Origin of the sequence: Mesotoga sp. B105.6.4, from assembly GCF_002896535.1 — a bacterium.
GTDB lineage: Bacteria > Thermotogota > Thermotogae > Petrotogales > Kosmotogaceae > Mesotoga.
In genome coordinates, this window is the sequence record NZ_JWIM01000020.1 from 15,080 (window position 1) to 37,358 (window position 22,279).

21 protein-coding genes and 1 pseudogene are annotated in these 22,279 nt (G+C 46.5%); 15 read left to right on the forward strand and 7 right to left on the reverse strand.

Going from position 1 to position 22,279, the window contains the following annotated elements; translation table 11 throughout:
* Window positions 1-17 precede the first annotated feature (17 nt).
* The 8 genes from RJ60_RS05845 to RJ60_RS05880 are packed head-to-tail and all read left to right on the forward strand — an operon-like array spanning window position 18 to window position 9,153.
* On the forward strand, window positions 18-1,334 hold the full coding sequence (locus RJ60_RS05845; RefSeq protein ID WP_099829721.1) for an L-fucose/L-arabinose isomerase family protein: 1,317 nt from the start codon (window positions 18-20) through the stop codon (window positions 1,332-1,334).
* A gap of 4 nt (window positions 1,335-1,338) precedes the next feature.
* Window positions 1,339-2,790 (forward strand): MFS transporter, encoded by a 1,452-nt coding sequence (locus RJ60_RS05850; protein WP_103134225.1) that lies wholly within the window; start codon window positions 1,339-1,341, stop codon window positions 2,788-2,790.
* A 4-nt stretch (window positions 2,791-2,794) separates the two neighbouring features.
* Entirely contained in the window at window positions 2,795-3,706 is a 912-nt protein-coding gene (locus RJ60_RS05855) for a DMT family transporter (RefSeq protein WP_103134226.1), read from the forward strand.
* A 15-nt stretch (window positions 3,707-3,721) separates the two neighbouring features.
* A complete protein-coding gene (locus RJ60_RS05860; RefSeq protein ID WP_103134227.1) occupies window positions 3,722-4,834 on the forward strand; it encodes an iron-containing alcohol dehydrogenase family protein in 1,113 nt (370 codons plus the stop codon).
* Between the two features lie 10 nt (window positions 4,835-4,844).
* Entirely contained in the window at window positions 4,845-5,675 is an 831-nt protein-coding gene (locus tag RJ60_RS05865; protein WP_103134228.1) for a transketolase, read from the forward strand.
* 4 nt (window positions 5,676-5,679) lie between these two features.
* The gene (locus RJ60_RS05870) at window positions 5,680-6,642 is read left to right on the forward strand and encodes a transketolase family protein (RefSeq protein ID WP_103134229.1); all 963 of its coding nucleotides are present in this window, start codon (window positions 5,680-5,682) and stop codon (window positions 6,640-6,642) included.
* Window positions 6,643-6,644: 2 nt separating this feature from the next.
* Window positions 6,645-8,678 carry an alpha-glucosidase gene (locus tag RJ60_RS05875; protein WP_103134230.1) on the forward strand — a complete coding sequence of 678 codons (2,034 nt, stop codon included), beginning with the start codon at window positions 6,645-6,647 and terminating at the stop codon, window positions 8,676-8,678.
* On the forward strand, window positions 8,671-9,153 hold the full coding sequence (locus RJ60_RS05880) for an RpiB/LacA/LacB family sugar-phosphate isomerase (protein WP_103134231.1): 483 nt from the start codon (window positions 8,671-8,673) through the stop codon (window positions 9,151-9,153). The genes RJ60_RS05875 and RJ60_RS05880 overlap by 8 nt, the downstream gene beginning before the upstream one ends.
* A 1,589-nt stretch (window positions 9,154-10,742) precedes the next feature.
* Here RJ60_RS05880 and RJ60_RS05895 read toward each other — a convergent pair.
* The 3 genes from RJ60_RS05895 to RJ60_RS05905 all read right to left on the reverse strand — a co-directional run bounded on the left by RJ60_RS05895 (window position 10,743) and on the right by RJ60_RS05905 (window position 12,660).
* The gene (locus RJ60_RS05895) at window positions 10,743-11,138 is read right to left on the reverse strand and encodes a toxin-antitoxin system toxin component, PIN family protein (protein ID WP_180979913.1); all 396 of its coding nucleotides are present in this window, start codon (window positions 11,136-11,138) and stop codon (window positions 10,743-10,745) included.
* A 108-nt stretch (window positions 11,139-11,246) separates the two neighbouring features.
* Window positions 11,247-11,495 (reverse strand): type II toxin-antitoxin system Phd/YefM family antitoxin, encoded by a 249-nt coding sequence (locus RJ60_RS05900; protein ID WP_099829710.1) that lies wholly within the window; start codon window positions 11,493-11,495, stop codon window positions 11,247-11,249.
* 601 nt (window positions 11,496-12,096) lie between these two features.
* Window positions 12,097-12,660: a hypothetical protein gene (locus RJ60_RS05905; RefSeq protein ID WP_103134234.1), complete on the reverse strand. Its 564-nt coding sequence runs from the start codon at window positions 12,658-12,660 to the stop codon at window positions 12,097-12,099.
* 91 nt (window positions 12,661-12,751) lie between these two features.
* Here RJ60_RS05905 and RJ60_RS05910 point away from each other — a divergent pair, with 91 nt between their 5' ends.
* Window positions 12,752-12,988, forward strand: a complete 237-nt coding sequence (locus RJ60_RS05910) for a DUF433 domain-containing protein (protein ID WP_099830863.1) — start codon at window positions 12,752-12,754, stop codon at window positions 12,986-12,988.
* A gap of 104 nt (window positions 12,989-13,092) precedes the next feature.
* Here the strand turns inward: RJ60_RS05910 and RJ60_RS05915 are convergent, their stop codons facing one another.
* Window positions 13,093-13,959, reverse strand: a complete 867-nt coding sequence (locus tag RJ60_RS05915; RefSeq protein WP_099830864.1) for a Fic family protein — start codon at window positions 13,957-13,959, stop codon at window positions 13,093-13,095.
* Between the two features lie 1,155 nt (window positions 13,960-15,114).
* Between RJ60_RS05915 and RJ60_RS05925 the strand changes: the two genes are divergently transcribed.
* Window positions 15,115-15,600, forward strand: coding sequence for a type II secretion system protein (locus RJ60_RS05925; protein WP_103134236.1), 486 nt, complete (start codon window positions 15,115-15,117; stop codon window positions 15,598-15,600).
* Between the two features lie 130 nt (window positions 15,601-15,730).
* A complete protein-coding gene (locus RJ60_RS05930) occupies window positions 15,731-16,210 on the forward strand; it encodes a type II secretion system protein (RefSeq protein ID WP_103134237.1) in 480 nt (159 codons plus the stop codon).
* A gap of 559 nt (window positions 16,211-16,769) precedes the next feature.
* Here RJ60_RS05930 and RJ60_RS16505 read toward each other — a convergent pair.
* Genes RJ60_RS16505 through RJ60_RS05940 form a run of 3 tightly spaced genes read right to left on the reverse strand, consistent with a single transcriptional unit; the run spans window position 16,770 to window position 17,456 of the window.
* Window positions 16,770-16,970 (reverse strand): AAC(3) family N-acetyltransferase, encoded by a 201-nt coding sequence (locus RJ60_RS16505; protein WP_146028899.1) that lies wholly within the window; start codon window positions 16,968-16,970, stop codon window positions 16,770-16,772.
* Window positions 16,882-17,100: an AAC(3) family N-acetyltransferase gene (locus RJ60_RS16510; protein ID WP_099830057.1), complete on the reverse strand. Its 219-nt coding sequence runs from the start codon at window positions 17,098-17,100 to the stop codon at window positions 16,882-16,884. Before RJ60_RS16510 ends, RJ60_RS16505 begins: the two co-directional genes overlap by 89 nt.
* Complete coding sequence (locus tag RJ60_RS05940) at window positions 17,097-17,456, reverse strand: hypothetical protein (protein ID WP_103134238.1); 360 nt, start codon at window positions 17,454-17,456, stop codon at window positions 17,097-17,099. The genes RJ60_RS16510 and RJ60_RS05940 overlap by 4 nt, the downstream gene beginning before the upstream one ends.
* 118 nt (window positions 17,457-17,574) lie before the next feature.
* Here RJ60_RS05940 and RJ60_RS16030 point away from each other — a divergent pair.
* The 4 genes and pseudogenes from RJ60_RS16030 to RJ60_RS05965 all read left to right on the forward strand — a co-directional run bounded on the left by RJ60_RS16030 (window position 17,575) and on the right by RJ60_RS05965 (window position 21,308).
* Window positions 17,575-18,939: pseudogene (locus tag RJ60_RS16030) on the forward strand (IS4 family transposase).
* Between the two features lie 659 nt (window positions 18,940-19,598).
* On the forward strand, window positions 19,599-19,862 hold the full coding sequence (locus RJ60_RS05955) for a hypothetical protein (protein ID WP_103134241.1): 264 nt from the start codon (window positions 19,599-19,601) through the stop codon (window positions 19,860-19,862).
* A complete protein-coding gene (locus tag RJ60_RS16035) occupies window positions 19,837-20,046 on the forward strand; it encodes a hypothetical protein (protein ID WP_258006196.1) in 210 nt (69 codons plus the stop codon). Before RJ60_RS05955 ends, RJ60_RS16035 begins: the two co-directional genes overlap by 26 nt.
* A 1,016-nt stretch (window positions 20,047-21,062) precedes the next feature.
* The gene (locus tag RJ60_RS05965) at window positions 21,063-21,308 is read left to right on the forward strand and encodes a hypothetical protein (RefSeq protein WP_103134242.1); all 246 of its coding nucleotides are present in this window, start codon (window positions 21,063-21,065) and stop codon (window positions 21,306-21,308) included.
* Window positions 21,309-22,279 lie beyond the last annotated feature (971 nt).

The window sequence follows — 22,279 nt, forward strand, 5'->3', positions numbered from 1 at the left end:
TGAAAGCGGAGGTTTCCATGCAAAGAGTGAAGTTAGGAGTGGTCTGCCTTGCCAGAAAGACCTTCGATCATCTGGCAGCGCAGGAACTGTACGGAAGAATCAAAAGCGAACTTGACACAATACCTGAAGTCGAATGGTTCTTCGTCGATGAACTCGTAATCGAGATTTCTGAGGCCGATCAAGCTGCGAAAAGACTCTCGGAGTCTGGTATAGACGGTCTGATAGTTATAAGCGGTACTTTTCATTTAGGCCATCTAGTATTGGAGCTTCATAAGCAAGTAAGAAAGCCAATACTACTGTGGGGACTCGACGAACTACCATACAACGGTGGAAAGATAAGGCTGAACTCGATCTGTGGTGTAAACCTGAACGCTTCGAACCTCTACAAATCCGGAGAGCGTACCTATCATGTCGTTATTGGAGATAAGGTCGATACTAACTGGATAAATGCGATAAGGATTAAGAAGGCCCTTTCCACCAGCCGCATTGGGATTATCGGTTATCGGGCACACGGTTTTTTCAATCTCGATATCGACGAATTGAGCACTTATAGAGAAACAGGTATCCTACTCGATCACTATGAACTAGATTCAATATTCTCACACGAAGTTTCGACAAAAGAGATTGAAGTCTCTAAAGGAGATATTCTAAGAGTCTTTAACACAGATGGAGTTAGCCAGAAACAGGTTGACAGAGTGGCGTCTCTTGCGGCTAAACTGAAGGGCTTCATGACATTGAACTCGCTCGATGCGATCGCTATTCGTTGCTGGCCAGAGTTTGCAACTACATTTGGAATCTCTCCCTGTGCCGCGATGTCTTATGTCCAGTCTCTCGGCTTTATCACGGGTTGCGAGGGTGATGTTGAAGGAGTCATGAGTATGCTGGCCCAAAAAGCCGTAGGAGCAGAAACTCCTTTCCTGGCAGACTTTTCGCAGGTTGATCTCAAAGAAAACTTCGCCCTTTTATGGCATTGCGGGGTTGCTCCCTGTAATCTTGCAGATGGGAGTTCAGTCTGCTCACTAGACACTTACTTTGCAGGAGGTAAAGGCGTTACGGCCGATTTCGTTATGAAGTCAGGCGAGTTCTCAGTCTGTCGGCTCGATTCGGTAAGTGGAAAGTACAGAGTCTTCCTTGGTCACGGAGAGGCCGTCCCTATGGAAAAATCCTTGAAGGGGACTTATATGAAGGCAGTCTTTGACGAAGACGTTCGGACAGTTCTCGAAAGAGTTATCTACAACGGTATTGCTCATCACATCTCAGTTTCTTACGGTAACTACATAGAATCATTCAAAATCCTCGCCAGGATCAACGGCTGGGAAGTCATTGGGGGTTGAAAAAATGTCAGTTGGCAGAGAAAGCGAGAAAATTCCTCTTTTGAACAAGATATTCTTTGGCTCTGGCGACATCTTCGGAGGCGGTGCCTTCAACATAATCAACTTTTTTTACGCGATCTTTCTTACAGATGTGGTAGGTCTAGATATGGTCTTCGTCGCCCCTGTGTTTCTTGTAGGCAAGATATGGGATGCCATAACCGATCCCTTTATGGGAAGCATAACCGATAGAACTAGATCAAGGTTTGGAAGACGCAGGCCCTACTTTCTCGCAGGTATCGGTCTAGTCTTCATTTCATTTATGATACTCTGGTATCCTGTCGATTTCGATTCTCAGGCGGCAAAGTTTCTCTATATATTGTTTGCTTACCTCTTCTTCAATACAGTAGTGACCATGATCATGATCCCTTATCAGGCAATGGCGGCCGAAATATCGCTCGACTACAACGAAAGGACATCAGTCAACTCGATCAGGTTGCTCTTCTCGCTGGTCTCTTCGCTTGCATGTGCACTGGTTCCCATGATGATAGTCAACTCTTTTGAAGATATAAGAACAGGATATATAGCTATGTCCGTGGTCTTTGGTCTGATATTCTCACTTCCATGGATAGGAGTCTTCGCTTTTACAAAAGAGAGAAAAGACTTCTCTTCGGTTGAAGCTAACTTGAACCTCAAGAGCATGTTTGTTGAACCGTTGAAGCTCAAATCCTTCAGGTACCTTCTCGTAATGTTTCTGACGGCCTACCTTGGAATGGACATAGTCTCCATGATTTTTGCCTATTACATGAAATACTATATCGAGAAGCCAAACGCCCTGCCTCTCGTCCTTGGCGCCCTTTTGATCGTGGAGATCCTTTTCATACCTGTTTATGCCTTTCTGGCAAAGAAGAAGGGTAAGACCTTCTCCTTCATTCTAGGATCTTTCGTATGGATAGTCGGTTCTGTCGCTATCTTCTTTGTTCCCCAGAACGCATCCCTGCCGGTGGTCTTCTTTCTTGCGGGATTTGTTGGAGCGGGAGTATCTGCCGCGGCAGTTATACCACACACAATATTCGGCGACGTAACAGATGTCGGTGAACTGGCATATGGGCAGCGAAGAGAGGGAAACTTCAGCGGTCTCATAACCTTCACACGCAAATTCGCCTCCGGAATAGCCGTGGCGCTGGCGACTTTCATTCTCGGTGTCGCCGGTTATGTTAATCCCGAAAGAGTTGTGGAAGACGGTGTAACAAAGATGATAGAAAAGCCACAGGGTGCTGCCGTGTTACTCTCTATAAGATTGATAATCGCACTCGTGCCTGTTATTCTCATGACCTTTGGCATTATTGCAGCAAAGAAATACCCGCTCGATTCTGAAAGCCACAGAAGGCTTATAGAGTATCTCAACGGGAAGAGACATAACGAGAAGACGACCATGAGCGATGAAGAGGTCGATGAACTGAAGAGGAGACTTATATAAACAGATGAGCGTCGGTCTTTTTCTATCGCTCCTGACATTGAGTCTTGTCTGGGGAAGCTATTATGTCGCGAACAGAGTCTCTCTTCAGTATCTCTCACCTTTCTTTGTGGGTCTAGTGGTCAGAGCAGTTACTTTCTTGCTTCTTATAATTCTAATGACCTTCAAGAGACAGGTGAAAGAGCTTTTCAAAGTGAAGGGAATACTTTCAAAGCTCTTGCTGATAGGTGTTCTAGGATTCTCTCTGGACATAACAGCCTTCATTGGTCTGAGACTTTCAAGTGCAGCAAATGGAGCTGTCCTACTAAAGGCTGACGTGCTCTTTGCGAACCTTATAACGATCTTCTTTCTTAAGGAGCGTTTCAGTTACCGCGACTGGCTTTATACGGGAGGGGTTCTCTTGGGTGTTGGCCTTGTTGTGAATATAGATCTTGTGAATTTCAGATTCGAAGGGATCGGAGACATCTTCTTTCTTCTGAGTGCCTTTTTCGTTTCTTTGAACGCCTTTGTTATAAAATCCGTGCAATTAGATAGAGTAAATCCGGCCTCAGACAATGTGGTAGCCTTTTACAACAATTTTATAACAATGGGAATCTTCGCAATAATTTTCTTCCTGTCGGACAAAGGTGCTTCTTTACCGACAGTTCGAGAGAACAGTTTTCTTGTCCTTCCACTACTGTACGCCGGAGCTATGCAGACGTTTATATACTTACTCTACTACTTCAACCTCAGAAGACTTCCAGTGTGGCTGGTTAAGATTACTCTTCTTATGATGCCCGTATTTGCGACTATTATAAGTTTCCTTTTGCTGAAAGAGGGTTTGAAGCTTATTCAGGTGCTAGGAATGATAATTGTTTTGATGTGTACCGCAGGAATTATCATAGAACAGAAGAGAAAGAAAGAGCTAAAGGCAACTTAGAAAGGGAGGTTTTTTATGGATATGAACTTCTTTCTCCCGGTGAAGGTAATATTTGGGAACGGAAGAATTAGAGAACTTGGCTCACTTGTAGTAGGAAACAGAACTATGATCGTTTCAGATAGTGTTCTTCTGGAGCTAGGCTTTGTCTCTGAAGTTAAGGAAGAAGCCGGTAGAACCGATATTATAGAGTTTTGCGAAGTCGAACCGAATCCCAGCTGCGAGACCGTAGATAGAGCAGCGAAAATTGGCAGAGAGCACTCTGTCGATACTATCGTTGCCGTCGGTGGCGGTAGCGTAATGGATACTGCAAAGGCTGTGGCCTGTCTGATGTCTAATACTGGAAAGATAAAGGACTATCTGGACGGCACCAGAACCTTCACTTCCAGAAAAGTTAGACTGATATGTGTTCCAACGACTTCGGGAACGGGGAGTGAAGTAACCAATGTTGGAGTCTATACAGATAAATCAAGCGGCGTTAAAAAGCCGATGGTCTCGGAGTTCTTCTGGAGTGACTTTGCGATAGTGGATCCTGAACTCACATTCTCACTTCCAAAGGGCGTTACAGCCTCTACGGGTCTGGACGCACTTGCACATGCGATAGAATCCTATTGGGCTAAGTCCAGCCAACCCGTGAGCGAATCTCTCGCTATCCGGGCGATCGATCTGATTATGAAGAATCTGCGTAGAGCCTGTATCGACGGCGATAAAGAGTCCAGAGAGGGCCTTTCAATGGCTAGCCTTCTAGCGGGAATGGCCTTCAGTCAGACCAGAACGACTATCCTTCACGCGATCAGCTTTCCTCTGACAAACGTTTATGGCGTTCCCCATGGATTCGCCTGTGCCCTTGCAATGCCTGAGGTGTTGAAACTCAATTACAAGGTAATCGGCGAGAAACTTGACATTCTGATAAGATACTTGGGGTTTGAAGACGTTGGTGAGTTCGCAGTAGCCATAGAAGATCTGATGATCGTGGGAGAGGCTCCGAGAAAGCTATCTGAAATCGGAATCAGAGAAGAGGATCTCGATGGACTCGTCGATTCCTCGCTCTCTTCGCCAATAGCGAAACTGAATCCGGCAAATATTGGCAGAAAAGAGCTTAGAGAGATATTCGAGCATATTCTTCAGTGAGGTGGATAAATTGAATAAGGATGAGATTCAAGAACTTCAAAGACAGGCAAGAAAGGTGAGGGCTCTGGTAATCGAAATGATCGGCCGCCTAGGCGTTGGCCATATAGGTGGAGCTTTGTCGATCGTCGATGCACTCACGGTCCTTTACTTCAGAGTGATGCAAGTTAGGCCAGAAGAACCTTCGTGGCCGGAAAGAGATCACTTTGTTCTCTCGAAGGGCCATGGTGGACCGGGCCTGTATGCCGTACTGGCCGAGAGAGGATTCTTCTCTACTGACCTCCTCTGGACTCTGAATAAGCCCGAAACACTATTACCTTCCCATTGTGACAGACTGAGAACCCCGGGAATAGATATGACGGCCGGCTCGCTTGGCCAGGGATTCTCTGCGGCAGTAGGTATTGCAATAGCCAAAAAGATCTCGGGTAACCCTTCGAGGGTCTTCACGATAATTGGCGATGGTGAGAGCCAGGAAGGTCAGATCTGGGAAGCTGCAATGCTCGCTTCTCACAGAAAACTGGATAATCTAATTGCGATGCAGGATTACAACAGAATGCAGATCGACGGAAATATCTCTGACGTAAATGGACTTGAACCTCTAGAAGACAAGTGGCGGGCCTTCGGCTGGAATGTGACTTCCATAGATGGCCACAATGTAGAAGAGATAACCGATGCGATCGGAAAGGCAAAAGAGCGACGCGATCGCCCTTCAATGATCATACTAAATACTATCAAAGGTAAAGGAGCCTATTTCGCCGAGGGTAAGCTTTCCAGTCACAACATGAAAGTGACCGAAGAAGAGTGGCAGAATGCTATCGTCGAACTCCAGAGGGAAGGAGTGTAGTTACATGGAACTGTCAGGACGAGAGCTTAGAAGTGTTTACACGGAAAAACTAATGGAAATTGCTGAAAAAGACGATAGAGTAGTCGTGCTTGAAGCCGATCTTGGCAAGGCTTCGGGAACAATACCTTTTAAGGATAAGTACCCAGATCGCTTCATAGACGTCGGAGTCGCCGAAGCCAACATGATAGGAGTAGCATCTGGATTGGCCGTGATGGGTAAGATTCCGTTTGCCCACTCGTTCACTCCGTTTGCTACACGAAGGGCATATGATCAAATTGCAATATCGGTTGCGTACGCCAGATTGAATGTCAAGATTGGAGGAACCGATCCCGGAGTAACGGCAGAGCTTAACGGAGGAACCCATATGAGCTTCGAGGATGCCGGTATCGTGAGAAATCTGCCCGGAATGATCGTGGTGGAACCGGCCGATTCGGTTCAACTTCTTTCATTGCTTCCCCAGATAATGGAAGTCGACTCCCCTGTCTATATGAGGCTCGATAGAAAGAACACAAAGCTCTTCTTCGAACCCGATACAGAGTTCACGCTTGGAAAGATCCATCAGATAAGGGATGGAAGCGATGTGACGATTATCTGCAGTGGAATAATGATACAGAGCTCAGTAGAAGCAGCAAAGATTCTCGAAAGAGAAGATATTACTGCCCGTGTTCTCAATATGCACACCCTCAAGCCGATCGACAGAGAACCGATACTGAAGGCTGCTGAAGAGACCGGTGCAATAGTAACGGCCGAAAACCACAGTATAATTAACGGTTGGGGAAGCGCGGTAGCCGAAGTTATCTCTGAGGATTGTCCGGTACCGCTTAGAAGAATAGGAGTCAGAGACCATTTCGGAGAGGTTGGAATGACCGACTTTCTTCTGGAGAAATACAAAATGACGGTCGACGATATCGCGCAGGCCGCAAGAGATGCCATGGCATTGAAGTCAAAGTATGCAGGCAGGAGGTAAAGATGTTCAGGGTAATGAATAGCAAGAACAGGTTGCAGATTTATCTTGACGAAGTGCTGTTGATCGATCACTCGAGAGAGAGACCAAGTATCTTCCTGGGAAAGGGTAATGAGACATTCGACATGTATCATGGAAACTTCGAAATTGTGGACGAGCTGGAAGAGAGGATCGCGCTTCGCGACTGGAGAGTGAAGGAGAATCTCCCCGAAGAAGTCGTTTTGATCTTTGGAAAAAATCTTGAAGAGATCGAAATAACACTCTCCTTCTTCGAGGGTCGAATGAAGATGGAGTTAAAGGGTAATAACTCTGGGGCCAACCGGTTATGGATAAGAATAATGGCCGAACCGAGCGAGCATATTTACGGTTGTGGAGAACAGTTCTCCGAGCTTGATCTCAGGGGAAAGAAGGTGCCTCTCTGGGTCTCTGAACAGGGCGTGGGGAGAAACAAGAAGGAATTGCTGACCTTTTTTGCCGATAAGCTCGAAAGGGCCGGCGGCGACTGGTACACCACTTACTATCCCCAACCAACGTTCGTTTCGACAAGAAGGTTCTACTGCCACGTAAATGACAGTCACTATATGAGATTTGATTTTTCTCATGACGATTATCATGAGCTAGAATGCTGGTCTATTCCAGAATCAATAATATTCGGGACTGGAAAGAGCCTTCTGGAAGTTCTCGAAAAACAGTCGGCCTACCTTGGAAGACAGCCGGAGCTGCCGGAATGGTCCTTAGATGGAGTCCTTCTTGGTCTTCAGGGTGGAATGGACATAGTGATGCCTAAAGTTGAAGAGGCTCTTAAGAGAGGGCTAAAGATTGCGGCGATATGGATTCAGGACTGGGAAGGTAAGAGAATCACTTCATTTGGAAAGCAGCTAATGTGGAACTGGGAGTACGATCGTACGATGTACCCGGACCTTCCGGCGCTTATAGAAAAGCTTAAGAATCGTGGAATTAGAGTCATGGGTTACGTAAATCCCTTTCTGGCACTTGAAGGCAACCTCTACAAAGATGCATCAAAAAATGGCTATCTCGTAATGAAAAGCGACGGGAGCGAGTACCATGTGGTTATAACTACCTTTCCGGCAGCAATTGTAGATATCACAAATCCAGAAGCCTATGTCTGGTTGAAAGAGATAATCAAGAATAACATGATCGGTATTGGTCTCTCCGGCTGGATGGCGGATTTTGGTGAGTATCTTCCCACGGATGCAGTTCTCTATTCGGGTGAAGATGCCCGGAGCTTTCACAACAGATTTCCGCCGATCTGGGCCAGACTGAATCGAGAGGCCGTTGAAGAGGCCGGAAAACTTGGAGAAGTCTTCTTCTTTACAAGAGCTGGATATACGGGAACTACCGCCTATTCGACTCTGATGTGGGCCGGAGATCAGATGGTAGATTGGAGCGTGGATGATGGACTTCCTTCGGTGATACCCGCAGCGCTCTCCCTGGGTTACAGTGGTTTCGGTCTCTCACATTCAGATACGGGAGGCTATACAACCATAAAGAATATAATGGGTAACGTAACTAGATCTAAGGAACTTTTTATTAGATGGAGCTCGCTTTCGGCATTTACGCCGGTAATGAGGACACATGAGGGGAACAGACCCGACGACAACTGGCAGTTCGACTCCGACGACGAGACTCTTCTTCACTTTGCAAAGATGAGCAGCATTCACCAGAAATTGAAACCTTATCTTAAAGAGCTAATTAGTGAGAATAGCACGAGAGGAATTCCGGTAATGAGGCATCCTCTTCTCCATTACGAAGGCGATCACAATTTCTACACGATGAAGTATCAGTATATGCTGGGGCCAGATCTTATGGTGATTCCAGTTATCGAAGAAGGTAAGAGGACACAGGAAGTCTATCTTCCCGAAGACGAATGGATAGATTTATGGTCTGGTAAAGAATACGGTCCCGGTAGATATGTCGTCGATGCTCCTCTGGAGACGATTCCTGTCTTCTTCAAAAAGAACTCGAATTTTGCCGGACTCTTCAGAGAGCTGGCGGATATTGGAGGTAAAGATGTTTGAAAAGAGAATAGTTATTGGTGCGGACAAGTCCGGTTTCCCCTTGAAGGAGGCCCTAAAATCCCATCTATTTGAGAAGGGCTACGAAGTCGAAGATGTTGGAATGCAGTCTATGGAAGATTTTCAGCCTTACTTCGAAGTTGCGCCAAAGGTTGCTAGAAAGGTCCAAGCTGGAGAGTTCGACCGAGGCCTTCTATGCTGCGGTACCGGAATGGGAATGGCAATTGTAGCCAATAAGTTCAAGGGAATCTATGCAGCCGTAGTCGAAGGCAGCTACGCCGCCAAGATGGCAAAGGTGATTAACAACGCAAATGTCCTTACGATGGGAGGCTGGAAACTGGCTCCTCAAGAAGCGATAGATATGTTGGATCGCTGGCTGAATGCCAGTTTTACCGAAGGCTTTCCCGAAGACAGACAGGAATTCTTGAAAAATGCATTTGGAAAAGTTAAAGAGATAGAAGAAGAGAATTTTCGTTAGGCTTATGCGAAAAGACTGTCAAGCGAGTCGATAGAGGATAGACGTTAGAAGATCAAGATCTTTGCGCTCTTCCAACCTCTAGCCTGTCGCCCCTAACCTCTGCTCCTATCGTCGCGCCAGTTCCGCTTTGCGGGCAAAAGATCAATGGAGCGTGGAGCTGAGACAAAGAACATCGAGACGTTCGCTTCGCTCACGAGAAGGCTGGAAAAAATCCCTCACTCCTGAAACAAGACGCAATGCCGCCTTCGGCGGGACGCAAGGCGCCGAAGAGCACCGGCGGACGCAAGGCTGGCTTCGCCAGGAAGTGATGCCCGGAGGAACGTCCGGGGAAGTGATGCGCCGAAAGATCACCGGCGGAGGCGATGCTGGCGCTTGCGCCCCAGGATGAAGCGAAAGAGCAGGAGTCGATCTCAGTTTATGCTGGTCACAAAGAGCCGCTGAAGGCTGTAAGCAGGGTAGAGCCATAATCCGTTGACCGTTCAAGAGGAAAAAATCTGTTCTTCGTTCCAGAGCGAGGATCTGTTCCTCGTTCTTGGTAAAGATCACATTGTGAGAGGATGCAGATCCTTGCCAGAAGCCCGCCAGAATTACCGAAAGCAAGAAAAGACCGTCATCCCGCAGAGCCTACCCTCGAATCTCCTCATTCTGTCATCCCGGTAAGTCTGGGTGATTAGAGCACCCATAAATCCCCCGCATTCTGTTATCCCGTTGCGCCTGCCCTGGAATTTGCTCACTTTGTCATCCCGTGATGCTTCTGCACGGGATCTGGTTTCTCTCCTTGTTCTTCGTAGTCTCGAAAAGGGTTTCTCTCGAAGCGAAGCTTCATCTCAAACTCAAAGCGACTTCTCGCTCAAAGAACCGCTGCGCGCTTAAGAACAAGGACCCGGTGATCGCTGACGAAGACAACGTTGTCCGTCAACGGTCCGCCGTCCACCGAAGATCCGCTGTGCGCTTAAGAACGAGGACCCGCTGATCGCTGAAAAGAACCGCTGCGCGCTTAAGAGCAGAAAACCCGTTCTACGCTGTGAAAAGCCAAAACCCTGGACACGCCTTCAACGCTCTTTTTCATTCTTTGTCAAAGAAGAGAGAACGGCTAACGCAGAATCGTTCCCGCATCTTGGAACCGATTTTTCCTTTCGGAGAACGGTGAACCGATAACGGATAACCGTTCCTGCGACTTGCAACTTGTCCCTTGCAACTGTTTCAAAGACCGAGATCCTGGCCAGGAGAAGTTTCAGGATTACTTGAAGGAGTGTCATCCCTTGAGGCTGGCCTGATGAGCACATCTTCGGTCATCCCGTGATGAATTTGCACGGGATCTCGCCCGGAAGAGCCGCTTTGCGCTTAAGAACGAGGACCCGCTGAGCGCTGTAAAACATGGTTGGCCGTTGACCGTTCAAGATCATGAACCCATTCACCGAAAAGGCCGCTGTACGCTTTAAAGCGGTGAACCCGCTGAACGCTGTTTAGAGCCGTATTTGTTGAAATGAATACTAGATCTTGGAATACATCTGGGATAAAATCCTTGAGAGCATTTAGAATAGTGATTGCTCAATCTTCACCAGACTCCAGAACCGAGAGCCGATTTTTTAGCTCTTGTTCTTGAAACTTGCAACTTGCATCATGGAACTTGCAACTCTCGGTCTTGGAGAACGGACGGCGGACGGAGAACGGACAACGTCTCTTTCGCTCTTTTGCGGACCATCAAAGACATCACTTAGGTACTGGGATGGGGTCTTGCAGTTAACATTGCCGCGCAGCGCACTTTGCAGACAAAGCTTGTCTCCTGTTATAAGCAAGGCATCACGGGCGCCCGCTAATGAGATAAAATGATTGTCCGGAAGATCTGTGCTGAAACTAACTAACTGGTAGTCATCGACAATCTCTACAATCTCAATATAATACTCTATGAAGTTGGAAAGACTCTCTAAACCAACGTTTCTGTACTTTTCCTTTTCTTTAAGTCTTACTACGAACCTTCTCAACTCTTGTGGGAATATTCCTGGTTCGATTACCCCCCCTGCTCGAGTGCCTTCACGACGACCATGCTGCAAGTCTTAGAGCCGAGTGCTGCTGAAATCACGACGTTTGTATCAACGACGACCTTCATCTTTCATCTCTCTTCTTACCTCGTCAAGAACTTCCAACCCTTCTTCTTCGCTGAGTCCAATCTTTCTGGCTTCTTCTTGGGCCTTTGAAAGATAGTAGTTCATCAAGTCCTCCTTAGAAACCGGCGATATCTTCATCACCGGAACGCCACGCCTAAGAATCAGAAGCTCCTCTTTTCCGTCAACAATCTCACTGAACCTGTTTCGAACGTCCCTAACATTAACCGTCTTCACAATCATCACCTCGATATTATTGTATCACTTATGTGATCCTTCGTGATACACAAGTACACACTAATCATCGATCAAACTAACTTCACCTCGCCATCTTAGCAGGGAGTTTAGGATGAGCGGCCATTCATTCCTATGGAAGTCACTAGTCTTGAAATCCAGAACCCGATGCAAAATAGTTATATTGTGATCTGAAACTTGATTTAGATTGGCGGTGCGGGTAGGAAAGATGCTAATCAATCTCAGATGACGGATCGTGGTTCTCCCGCTTTAGGCGAACAGCCGTTCGCCCCTACAAAAAAACTGTATGATCTTATGACATTGTTATCCCGGTAAGTCTGGGTGATTAGAGCACCCATAAATCCCCCCATTCTGTTATCCCGTAGAGCCTGCCCTGGAATTTGCTCACTTTGTCATCCCGTGATGATTTTGCACGGGATCTCGCCCTGAAGATCCGCTGTGTGCTTAAGAACGAGAACCCGCTGATCGCTGACGAAGACAACGTTGTCCGTCAACGGTCCGCCGTCCACCGAGAGAGCAGACAGCCGTCAAAGAGAAATCATTGTTCTTTGTTCCAGAGCAAGGATCTGTTGTTCGTTCTTGGTCAAGGTGAGATCAAAGAGATGCTTGTGACGACGTAAGCTTCAATTCCAACCTGACTGGTTTCTTCTCTCTCTCTTCTCTCGTGAGCGAAGCGAACCTCTCCACAACGCTCTTTCTCAATGGTCTTTGTTTGGACGGCACAGCCGGAACTGGCCTCGCCGAAGGCGAGACTGGCCTTTGCGAAGCAAAGACTGGCCACCGAAGGTGACTGGCTCCTGAAAATCCGCTGAACGCTGCTCAAAACAACGTTGTCCGTCAACGGTCCGCCGTCCACCGAGAAGAGCGAGAGAGAGCCATCGCAGACCGAAATCGTAGTTAAAAACCACGAGAAGACGAGAAGCGAAAATAGGGACTGACGGGCTCCTGACGTCTGTACCGTTTTTCGCGTCCTCTCGCCCTCTCTTTCTCGCTCTTCCTCTCTCCTCTTCCCGCTCTTCCCAAGGACGGGTCCACGCTCCTGGTCGAAGGACGGGTTTTCTCGCTCTCCCGCTCTTTCGAAGGACGGGTCCATGCTCTTGGACGAAGTACGAGGGACGGTTCTTCCCGCTCTTCCAGCTCTTGCCATACCCCTGACCCGGTTCTTACAAATGATGGCTCTTCTGCAATTTGCAGAGCCTAGAAGTCCAAGATGCTATAATATCCGAGAGGTGTTGACGATGGATTACAAGGACTTTATCCATTCAGATTCAAGAATAATGCTAGGCAAGCCAGTGATCAGGGGAACAAGGATAACTGTCGAGCACATACTTTCAGAGCTGACAGCTGGAATGGAAATCTCTGAGATCGTTGAAGCGCATCCTTCACTTGACAAAGAGAAGGTCAGGGCAGCAATCGCTTATGCTCTTGATGTATTGCGCAACGAGGAAGTGTACTCTCTTGCCGAAAAGAAGTGAAACAGTAATTCGATTTGTCTAACGGCTCTGTAGAACACCCTAACTTCCCGTTAAGAACAACTATCTGCCAAATGCGAAACGCTCCAAGATTCCCTTCCGATCAATCACTTGATGTTATACGGAAAAACCAGCCATCTTCCCGTTCTTAATTTGCTCGCTATAAGATTACCTGTATTGATTCTCTTCTTCACTGCGGTTTCAGAGATTCCCAGTTCTTCTGCTACCTGCCTGACGTTAAGGAGTTTAGAACTGTCGTTTGCGATAATGATGCATCTATCCATTGCATCTAGGAGCGCTGAATAGATGAGATCTTCCAGGGATGAGAAGTCGCCGGTCTCGATTAGTGCTACCCTTTCATCAAAGGACTCGTGCGAATTCGAATTGATCATCTTCTCTATCCCGGAATCTGCCATCTCCAGAGCTTCATAGTATTCCATTCTATCTTGTTCCTTCAAACCTTTAATTGAGATATTGCAGTAACCGTTCACGATCAGTATGAAATTCACTAGAAGTCTGCCAACCCTCCCGTTCCCGTCATAAAAAGGATGAATAGACTCGAACAAAGTCTGAATTCTGGCTATGGCACCATAGATCGGGAATTTCTCCAGAGCATAATCGATGTACCGGACAAACATATCCATCCAATCTCTCGGGTCAAAGGGAGGAGTAATTCTTGCATTCATAATTTCAACACCGCCAGTACGGAATTCTCCTGTTGGATAAGGCGACTTTACATTTCTAAACATCTGACTATGGAGTGTTCTGATTACGTGAATGTAATGAGGCTTCACGTAATCATTTCTGTATTGTAGAGCTAGATCGTAGACAAACTGAGCTGCCCTGAAGTAGTTTATGATTTCGCTCTGCACGCTGCTTGAAGAAGCATTTCTCTCTATAACCGCATCAAGGTCTTCTTCAGAACTAAACATGCCTTCTATCGCGACACAATGCCTCGTCTCTTCTCCGAGCATATTAAGTTACTCTTTGTTAGAAATGTCGATCTTTTTCAAGTCCAGAAGATTCTTTCTTTCCTCAAGGAATTTGATTCTCATACAGCCTCCATAGGTTGCGAACGAATCATCCACAAACGCTATAACACCTCATTATACAACAACTACCCCAGGTTGCGTTTTGCGACAAAAACCTCAGTCGCAACCATATTAAACAAGCTGTATTGTTCACGTAACTAGGTGCGAATATAAGAGTGTACAGAATCTTTTAAGAGAGCAACCAAACATTTCGACAGGGATTGCAGAAAAATGAAGTTTTCTAGTATGCTGATCCACACTACTAAAGGGCGAAATTGGGACTGACAAGTTCTTTCATGTCTGTGCCATTTTTCCTCAACTCCGACCTCAGTATCCCATTGAGCCTGCCCTGAAAAGTTCCTGTTCGGGGGCATCCCGTGATGCTTCTGCACGGGATCTCGCTCAAAGAACCGCTGTGCGCTTAAGAACGAGAACCCGCTGAACGCTGACGAAGACAACGTTGTCCGTCAACGGTCCGCCGTCCTCCGAGAAGAGCAGCTGTACGCTGGAAGAGCGGTCCTCCGTCAGCCGTCCAAGAACAAGTACCCGTTCACCGCTAAGACCATTCGATCGAGAAAGAGCACTGTCGAGACGTTCGCTTCGCTGACGAGAGAGCAAAAATGTGGACTGACGGGCTCCTTGAGTCCCTATTTTCCACCCGGGTTTAAGGAAGGGGAGAAAGCGGACTTTCAGGGAAATTTATTTCGCTGTTTTTTGAGAGAAACGGAAACTGTTTTCCCTAAAAAGCTCATTCGTATCAAGTTATCGACGGGGAAGAAAACAGAGGGAATTTTCAGAAAATGCTCCGGAGAAGAGGATTATTTTTTTTCTTTATCAAACAGAGTATAATCCTTTCTTGAAAGCACTTTCAAGATCTAGATGTCCTTTGTCTCTACCACCTGACAACGGATATAAGCATTCTTCAATAGACTATTATTACAGTCTTCGTAGCTATTAGAAGCATATTAAGCTTTTACTAGGATTCATAACACTGGAAATTAAAAGCTCTTCTTCGAGCATCTGAAGGATTTTGTTTTTTGGCACACCCTTGCAAGATAGTGTGTGGATGAAAAAACCATCAAATAGGAGGGAGAAGTTATGAAGAACAGAAAAAGAGGATTTTCACTAGTTGAACTGTTGATAGTGCTCGCAGTAATCGCAGCATTGATCGCCACAATTACCCCCGTCGCACTGAATGCAATCCAAAAGGCCAAAGTCACCCAGGTGGCACAGAATCTCAAGACTCTCGCGAGTGCGTTCGAGAATAAGGCTTATGTAGATGGGGCTAATGCAGCTGATGGTCTGGCGAAACTGTCCGATATTGCGCGCGATGTTTCGAGCGACTACATTCTATACTATACGCATACCGCTGGAACATTCACATGTGTCGTTGCGTTTACGCCAACGGATTCAGTAAATCCTGATAAGGTAATAGAAGCCCTTCCAACTGCGGTGAAAGTTGCTCCTTTTACTACCATTTCAAGCTGGAAGACCTTGACGAAAAGCAACACCGGTACGAAAGATGAAGCACTTAGTAGTAGTGATGGACAAATCTTCTATCCTTTCATTTTCAGCGTTTATTGATTCTTAGAAACGTTCAAAGAACACCAGGTGGCTCTCTTAACTGAGGGCCTTTTTTTTTATTCCTGTTTCTTGGCACACCCTTGCAAGATAGTGTGTGGATGAAAAAACCATCAAATAGGAGGGAGAAGTTATGAATAACAGAAAAAGAGGATTTTCACTGGTTGAACTGTTGATAGTGCTCGCAGTAATCGCCGCATTGATCGCAACAATCACCCCGGTTGCTCTGAATGCAATCCAAAAGGCCAAAGCCACCCAGGTGGCACAGAATCTCAAGACTCTCGCAAGTGCGTTTGAGAATAAGGCTTATGTAGAGGGAGCAACTGGTATAAGCGGTCTCAACAATTTGAAGGATCTTGCAAGAGACGTAAACGACAAATATGAGCTTTACTATACTGCAACAGGTGGTGTATACACCGCTGTAGTTCTTTACAACGAAGCTGATGTAAATACAGAAAAGGTCATCGAAGCTTTAGCCAACGCCACAACGGGTACTACTGCCGTTACAACTTCCTGGAAAAAAGCTACTACATCTGGAGTAGCAAGCGTAAGCGATACAAGCATTGGAGCAGCAAACAAAGTAAAATATGAATTCTCTTTCAGAATCTATTGATTGTCTTGGTATAAAAAAGCCCTCTTCGGAGGGCTTTTTTCTTTGTTCACTAAACCTGCGGCAACAACGACCAGCATTAAGCAGTTCTTCTCAATTCCTCACGCATTGATTTCACAAAAAACAGCCTTCGCCTTTTTCTCTCTCTATTCAGAGCTAAAGTTGCACTTCGCAGTTTCCTATTGCACGATTTCCAATAAGCCAAATTCTCTGTATCCATCAACCTATGAAGTTTCTCAATCTACACTAAGCCTATTCCCGAAACCTGTTGAACCTCTCCAAACGATCCAAAATCCAACCTTCGTCTTTATCCCACTCTCGATCCACAAACGCGAATTCATCTCTCCCTAGCTCCTCCAAAGTGGCAGTCCACAACGCCCTAGCTTTCAAAACATAAGTCTCCGCTTCGGCACCTTTCCCTTCCAGAGATCTCCCCCGCCGAGCAGAGAAGCGACCCTATCGTATCTCTGAACACAGCCACTGAAATCGTGCGTAAGGTAACTCCAGCGATACTGCAGCCGTCCCGGAGAATTATCGTATATTCGACCTCCAGTCCAAAGAGTTAAGACGGCTCGACTATCTCTTCGGCGCCGTGCATAAGAGTATTGGGCCTCAACCCACAACCAATAAAGAGAACCAGACCGTCTCTTTCAACGAGCTTTATAAATGACGAATTAAAGGCAGTCAGGAGTGCGATCCATATGATGATCTGCCGTAAGCTCATCTGCCAGAGGGGCCATGGCGTAGACAGAATGCGTAGCATGAACGCTTCTCACCACCCCGTGACTTCTTCTGAAAGCCTCCGAGATCGCGCCCACATTCGACGGCGTCTTCTCATGATCGGAAATCTGGCTGAGCCGCGTAACAGACCTGAACGATAGCGCGAGCATCATAACAGTAATCCCTCTTTTTGAAGACTCTTCAAAGCATCGACCACAGACTCTGCCCCGCCCTGCACAAAGCTCATCGAAGAAAGCGAAGAATGGATAAGGACTAACTTATAATCGCCTATCAAATGGACAATCGAATCCTCAATCTTCCCCTGCTCATCAAACATCTCTTCTATCTTCTTAACGCCCTTAAGAGCCGTGGTGGGTTGTGCGTTGTGGGCTGTCGGTAAGAGCCGAGAAAGAACATCGAGAGTTGGCTTCGCCCACGAGAGGACGAGAACTCCTCTCTCCTGTTTCTCGTACTCTCTCCTCATCTCGTACTCTCGATGCTCTTCTTTGAAACAGTAACACTCCGTCACTTCGTGGCCCTCCTCCCTCAAGCTCATCATTACCCACAAGTATTGGAGAAAATGCAAGAGAAGTGATAGATTAAGAGGATGGATCGATGAATATTGTGAATACTTCTTTTTATGCGGTATGGAGGTGATCTCAGTGGTTGGGATAAGTGTTGAGTTTGAAGAAAGCAATTTTGGTGACAAGAGGTTGAACAAGAGGCTGAAGAGTATCTCAGAGGCTTTTGTGAGAAACAGTGAAAACAGCATTCCGGAAAGCTTTGAAGGCTGGTCTGAAACAAAGAGCGCATACAGATTCATGAGCAATCCAAGAGTTACAAGAGAAGAGATACTTAGATCACACACAAACAAGACAGTGGAGAGGGTAAAGGAACACGATACCATATTTGCCATTCAAGATACGACATCGCTTGACTTCACAAGACATAAAAACACTAAGGGGTTGGGCTATCTGGATGAAAAGAATTCGTATGGAATAATGCTCCATACAACACTGGCAGTCACAGAAGGAGGAAGACCATTAGGAATAATCTCACAACAAAGCTGGATAAGAGAGATAGAGAATCTAGGTAAGAGTAAGAGAAGACGTAAAAGACCTTTTGAAGAGAAAGAAAGCTCAAAGTGGATAAAAGCCATTGAAGAAACCGAGAGTATCATTCCCGAAAATGTCCATGTAATAACAGTGGGAGACAGAGAGTCCGATATATCCGATCTCATATTCCGGGAGAGACCTTCAAACAGCGATTACATTGTACGCACATACCACGATAGAGTAATCTCTGAAACGAAAGAGAAGATGTATGAAACCCTTGAGAAAGAAGACGAAGCCTTGAGGATAACCTTAGACATAGCCAACACAAGTTCTAGAAAAGGAAGGAAAGCGATACTTAGTATTAGGTTCAAACAATTCGAAATAGAGGGAACATACCGGTGGAAGGGAAAGAAGACAAAGGTCACGGCAATAATAGTTAATGAAGAAGAAGTCTCCGAACTGAAGGAGAAGGAAAGACCTCTGAACTAATTGCTAATTACATCTATGCCTTTAGAAAAGACAGAAGATGCAATCCGGGCGATAAACATATACAGGACTAGATGGATAATAGAGAGATTCCATTACACACTAAAGAGTGGATGCAAGGTAGAGAACCTTCAGCTGGAGGAGAGGAAAAGACTAGAGGTTGCAATAGCCATATATAATGTTGTTGCATGGTTCCTCTTATGGCTTACATATCTTGGAAGAGAGTTCAACGAAAAGCGATCATTGTTCTTTCTCGATGAAAATGAATGGAAGGTCCTGTACAAGATGGCAAACAAAGACAAACCTTTGCCAAATGAACCACCGACAATAAACGAGATAGTCTACATGCTGGGAAGAATTGGCGGCTTCATTGGAAGAAAGAGCGATGGATATCCAGGGGTAAAGACCGTCTGGCAGGGTCTCATAAAGCTGCTCATAGTCCTTGAATATGCAGACACTTTTTCTACCTGACTTATGGGTAATGATGAGCTCCCTCAAGGGAGGACCTAAGATCATCATCCAAAGAGCTTGATAGGTCTTGAAGCTCTGCTCGGAGAACGGTGAACCGTTAACGAATAACCGTTCCTGCCACTTGCATCATGAAACTTGCAACTGATGACCAAGAACCTTGACGCGCAGCGTCGGAACGAAGAACTGCCAGTCGCCACGACAGAGGTCAGAGGGATGAGGTTAGAGGTAAGAAAACCAAGTTTCTTTGCTATTCACACCTCTCACCTGTCGCCTCTAACCTCAGGTCTTTCCCAAGAACTTGGGCCCAACGCACCGGAACCGCTCTTCTGCTCTCCGAGGACGGGTCCACGCTCTTGGACGAAGGTCGAAGGACGGCTTTCTGCACGCTCTTATGAACGAGGAACTGCTCTTTTTCCTAAAAATGGAGTCCCTATTTTTTATGTTCATTTTTTATGCGGTGATCGCTGGTAAGACCCGCTTTCTTAGGATTTGCTCTTAGCCCCAAAAAAGTAGCGCAGCAAAAGGTTCTTTCTTCGTTTTCGTAAATTGAAGACCGCGTTTCAAAGCATGAATGGTTCGAGCTTCAGAAAAGTCCTTTGGAAGCAACGGATGCTATAATTTGGTAGGCACTTTGATCAATTATGGAAGGGGGGACACACATGATTATAGTCTCCAAGGAAGAATTACTTGCTTTCAAGAAGTTGGATCTCTTGTATCAGATGAATCTTTTGCGGGAGCAGTCAGCAAGGCTAGAGCGAAAGTACGATTGTTCACTCGAAGAGTTTAGAGACCTTGTTAATGATTCTGATGAAAACTATGAAATGTGGGATGACTTGATTGAATGGGAAGGATGCCAGTCCGCTCTTTCAGAAGTAAACTCGCTGTTGGAGAGTATCAATGCAGAAGATATTGAAGTTCGTTGAAAAATCCAAGCTCGTCCAGGATTTCAAGATTCATGACTTCAAGACCGGTAAGGATTTTGCATACATTAAGCTTGAAATCCTCTTCAAGAACTCATCAAAGGCCTACATAAGGGAGTTTGTGAATGCCAAACAGAGGAAATATTCTTTCCATTGGATTGTCGACCCTCGGACCGAGATACGGTGAATAACTCGCCCCATCATAAAAGCATTAGAACTCATCCTCATCACCTTCACCTTAACCAAAACGTTTTTCCTTCTGAATGCTCTGATCCTGTAACGATATTGGCATGGATCAAAGGCTTGCTGAGAAAAATGAAGACCTGGCGCCAGAAGTCATCCTCTCTGAAATTCAAAAACTTCGCTGAACGAACTGTCAAAATCAGAATGATTAGAATACTGAGTCGAGAAATGAGACAATCTGTATTACTTACACAAAGTCCGATATTCAAGCTAAATCCGGATTCTTTGCGAAATCTCATTCTTGACCTTCCCTCAGAAAAAAGTACTTCTTACTGACAGGCTAAACGCAGCAAGCCCATTCTTTGAAGGCAACTTCGTCTTGTGTTGGACTACTCTTCTAACTTCTAATCTCTTGCATCTCGAACTTTCGAATAAGTGCACTCCTTCCGCCACTTCGTGGCCCTCCTCGCTTCAGCGATACTGTTTGGGAGCCTGCCCTGAAATGCTCCTGTTCAGGGTCATCTCGTGATGGGCCTGCACGGGATCTCGCCCCGAAGATCCGCTGTACACCAGAAGTTCCGCTGTACGCTTAAGAACGAGAACCCGCTGGTCGCTGCTCAAAACAACGTTGTCCGTCAACGGTCCACCGTCCACCGAGAAGAGCGCGTTTCAAGAGACTTATAAAGTTTATCGGGTTTTGCTCATACAACTTGCAACTTGTCACTTGCGACTGTTTCAAAGATCTAGATCCTGGCCAGAAGCGCGCAGGATGACCTGAAGGGAGAGTCCCCTGCCGTGAAAACATGTTCTATTTTCCCGCTATATCATGGCACTGTCATTACATATAGCTCCCCCTAGTACCACTCACTTAGCCAGCCATGAAAAGCCCCTGTTCAGGGTCATCCCGTGATAAAACTGCACGGGATCTCATTCTTCTCGTCCGCCTGGCCCTTTTGGTAAGAATGCTTTGTTGCAAACTCGTGTTAAAATAATACCGAGAATTCTTTGGGAAGTGATCTTATGAAACCGGCTAGCATCAAGAAGCGAATGATCGACGAGCTTGAGAATATCCCGGAAGATAAGCTTCAACTGCTACTGGAACTAATAAGAAGCAGTAAGTCCAATCTTTCTGATCTTCAGGCAAAGAGAAGATCAATTACCGACTATGCAGGCTCATGGAAAGAGATCGATTCTGATCAATACAACGCTATGATCAAAGAACTTAGAGACCGAAGAGAAAAGGCAAGAAGGGAGCGCGATGTCTGACTCAGTACTCGTGGATACAGACATAACTGCTGAAATAAGACGCAATGCCGCCTTCGGCGGGACGCAAGGCGCCGAAGAGCAGCGGCGGACGCAAGGCTGGCTTCGCCAGGAAGTGATGCCCGGAGGAACATCCGGGGAAGTGATGCGCCGAAAGATCACCGGCGGAGGCGATGCTGGCGCTTGCGCCCCAGGATGAAGCGAAAGAGCAGGAGTCGATCTCAGTTTATGCTGGTCACAAAGAGCCGCTGAAGGCTGTAAGCATGGTAGAGCCGTAATCCGTTGACCGTTCAAGATCATGAACCCGTTCACCGAAAAGACCGCAGTACGCTTAAAAGCGGAGAACCCGCTGGTCGCTGGAAGTTCCGCTGTACGCTTAAGAACGAGAACCCGCTGATCGCTGACGAAGACAACGTTGTCCGTCAACGGTCCACCGTCCACCGAGAAGAGCATTTCAAGAGACTTACAAAGTTTATCGGGTTTTGCTCTTACAACTTGCAACTCGCCACTTGCAACTGTTTCAAAGATCTAGATCCTGGCCTGAAGCCCACCAGAATGACCGAAAGCAAGAAAAGACCGTCATCCCGTAGAGCCTACCCTCGAATCTCCTCATTCTGTCATCCCGTAGTGGTTCTGTACGGGATCTCGCCCTGAAAATCCGCTGTACACCAGAAGTTCCGCTGTACGCTTAAAAGCGGAGAACCCGCTAAACGCTGGAAGAGCGTCCTCCGTCAGCCGTCCAAGAACAAGTACCCGTTCACCGCTAAGACCATTCGATCGAGAAAGAGCACTGTCGAGACGTTCGCTTCGCTCACGAGAAAACGAGAACGAAAATAGGGACTGACGGGCTCCTGACGTCTGTACCGTTTTTCGCGTCCTCTCGCCCTCTCTTTCTCTCTCTCTTCTTCTCTCCTCTTCCCGCTCTTCCGGGACGGGTTTATGCTCTTGGACGAAGTACGAGGGACGGTTCTTCT

Bases quoted from the DNA above. Each gene is read 5' to 3' on its own strand.
- RJ60_RS05915 (WP_099830864.1), bottom strand. From the start codon at position 13,959: ATGCTCGGAGAAGAGACGAGGCATTGTGTCGCGATAGAAGGCATGTTT.
- RJ60_RS05860 (WP_103134227.1), top strand. From the start codon at position 3,722: ATGGATATGAACTTCTTTCTCCCGGTGAAGGTAATATTTGGGAACGGA.
- RJ60_RS16510 (WP_099830057.1), bottom strand. From the start codon at position 17,100: ATGATGCTCGCGCTATCGTTCAGGTCTGTTACGCGGCTCAGCCAGATT.
- RJ60_RS05875 (WP_103134230.1), top strand. From the start codon at position 6,645: ATGTTCAGGGTAATGAATAGCAAGAACAGGTTGCAGATTTATCTTGAC.
- RJ60_RS05850 (WP_103134225.1), top strand. From the start codon at position 1,339: ATGTCAGTTGGCAGAGAAAGCGAGAAAATTCCTCTTTTGAACAAGATA.
- RJ60_RS05880 (WP_103134231.1), top strand. From the start codon at position 8,671: ATGTTTGAAAAGAGAATAGTTATTGGTGCGGACAAGTCCGGTTTCCCC.
- RJ60_RS05870 (WP_103134229.1), top strand. From the start codon at position 5,680: ATGGAACTGTCAGGACGAGAGCTTAGAAGTGTTTACACGGAAAAACTA.
- RJ60_RS05855 (WP_103134226.1), top strand. From the start codon at position 2,795: ATGAGCGTCGGTCTTTTTCTATCGCTCCTGACATTGAGTCTTGTCTGG.
- RJ60_RS05905 (WP_103134234.1), bottom strand. From the start codon at position 12,660: ATGGCAAGAGCTGGAAGAGCGGGAAGAACCGTCCCTCGTACTTCGTCC.
- RJ60_RS05930 (WP_103134237.1), top strand. From the start codon at position 15,731: ATGAATAACAGAAAAAGAGGATTTTCACTGGTTGAACTGTTGATAGTG.
- RJ60_RS05955 (WP_103134241.1), top strand. From the start codon at position 19,599: ATGATTATAGTCTCCAAGGAAGAATTACTTGCTTTCAAGAAGTTGGAT.
- RJ60_RS05910 (WP_099830863.1), top strand. From the start codon at position 12,752: ATGGATTACAAGGACTTTATCCATTCAGATTCAAGAATAATGCTAGGC.
- RJ60_RS16035 (WP_258006196.1), top strand. From the start codon at position 19,837: ATGCAGAAGATATTGAAGTTCGTTGAAAAATCCAAGCTCGTCCAGGAT.
- RJ60_RS05965 (WP_103134242.1), top strand. From the start codon at position 21,063: ATGAAACCGGCTAGCATCAAGAAGCGAATGATCGACGAGCTTGAGAAT.
- RJ60_RS16505 (WP_146028899.1), bottom strand. From the start codon at position 16,970: ATGCTACGCATTCTGTCTACGCCATGGCCCCTCTGGCAGATGAGCTTA.
- RJ60_RS05845 (WP_099829721.1), top strand. From the start codon at position 18: ATGCAAAGAGTGAAGTTAGGAGTGGTCTGCCTTGCCAGAAAGACCTTC.
- RJ60_RS05925 (WP_103134236.1), top strand. From the start codon at position 15,115: ATGAAGAACAGAAAAAGAGGATTTTCACTAGTTGAACTGTTGATAGTG.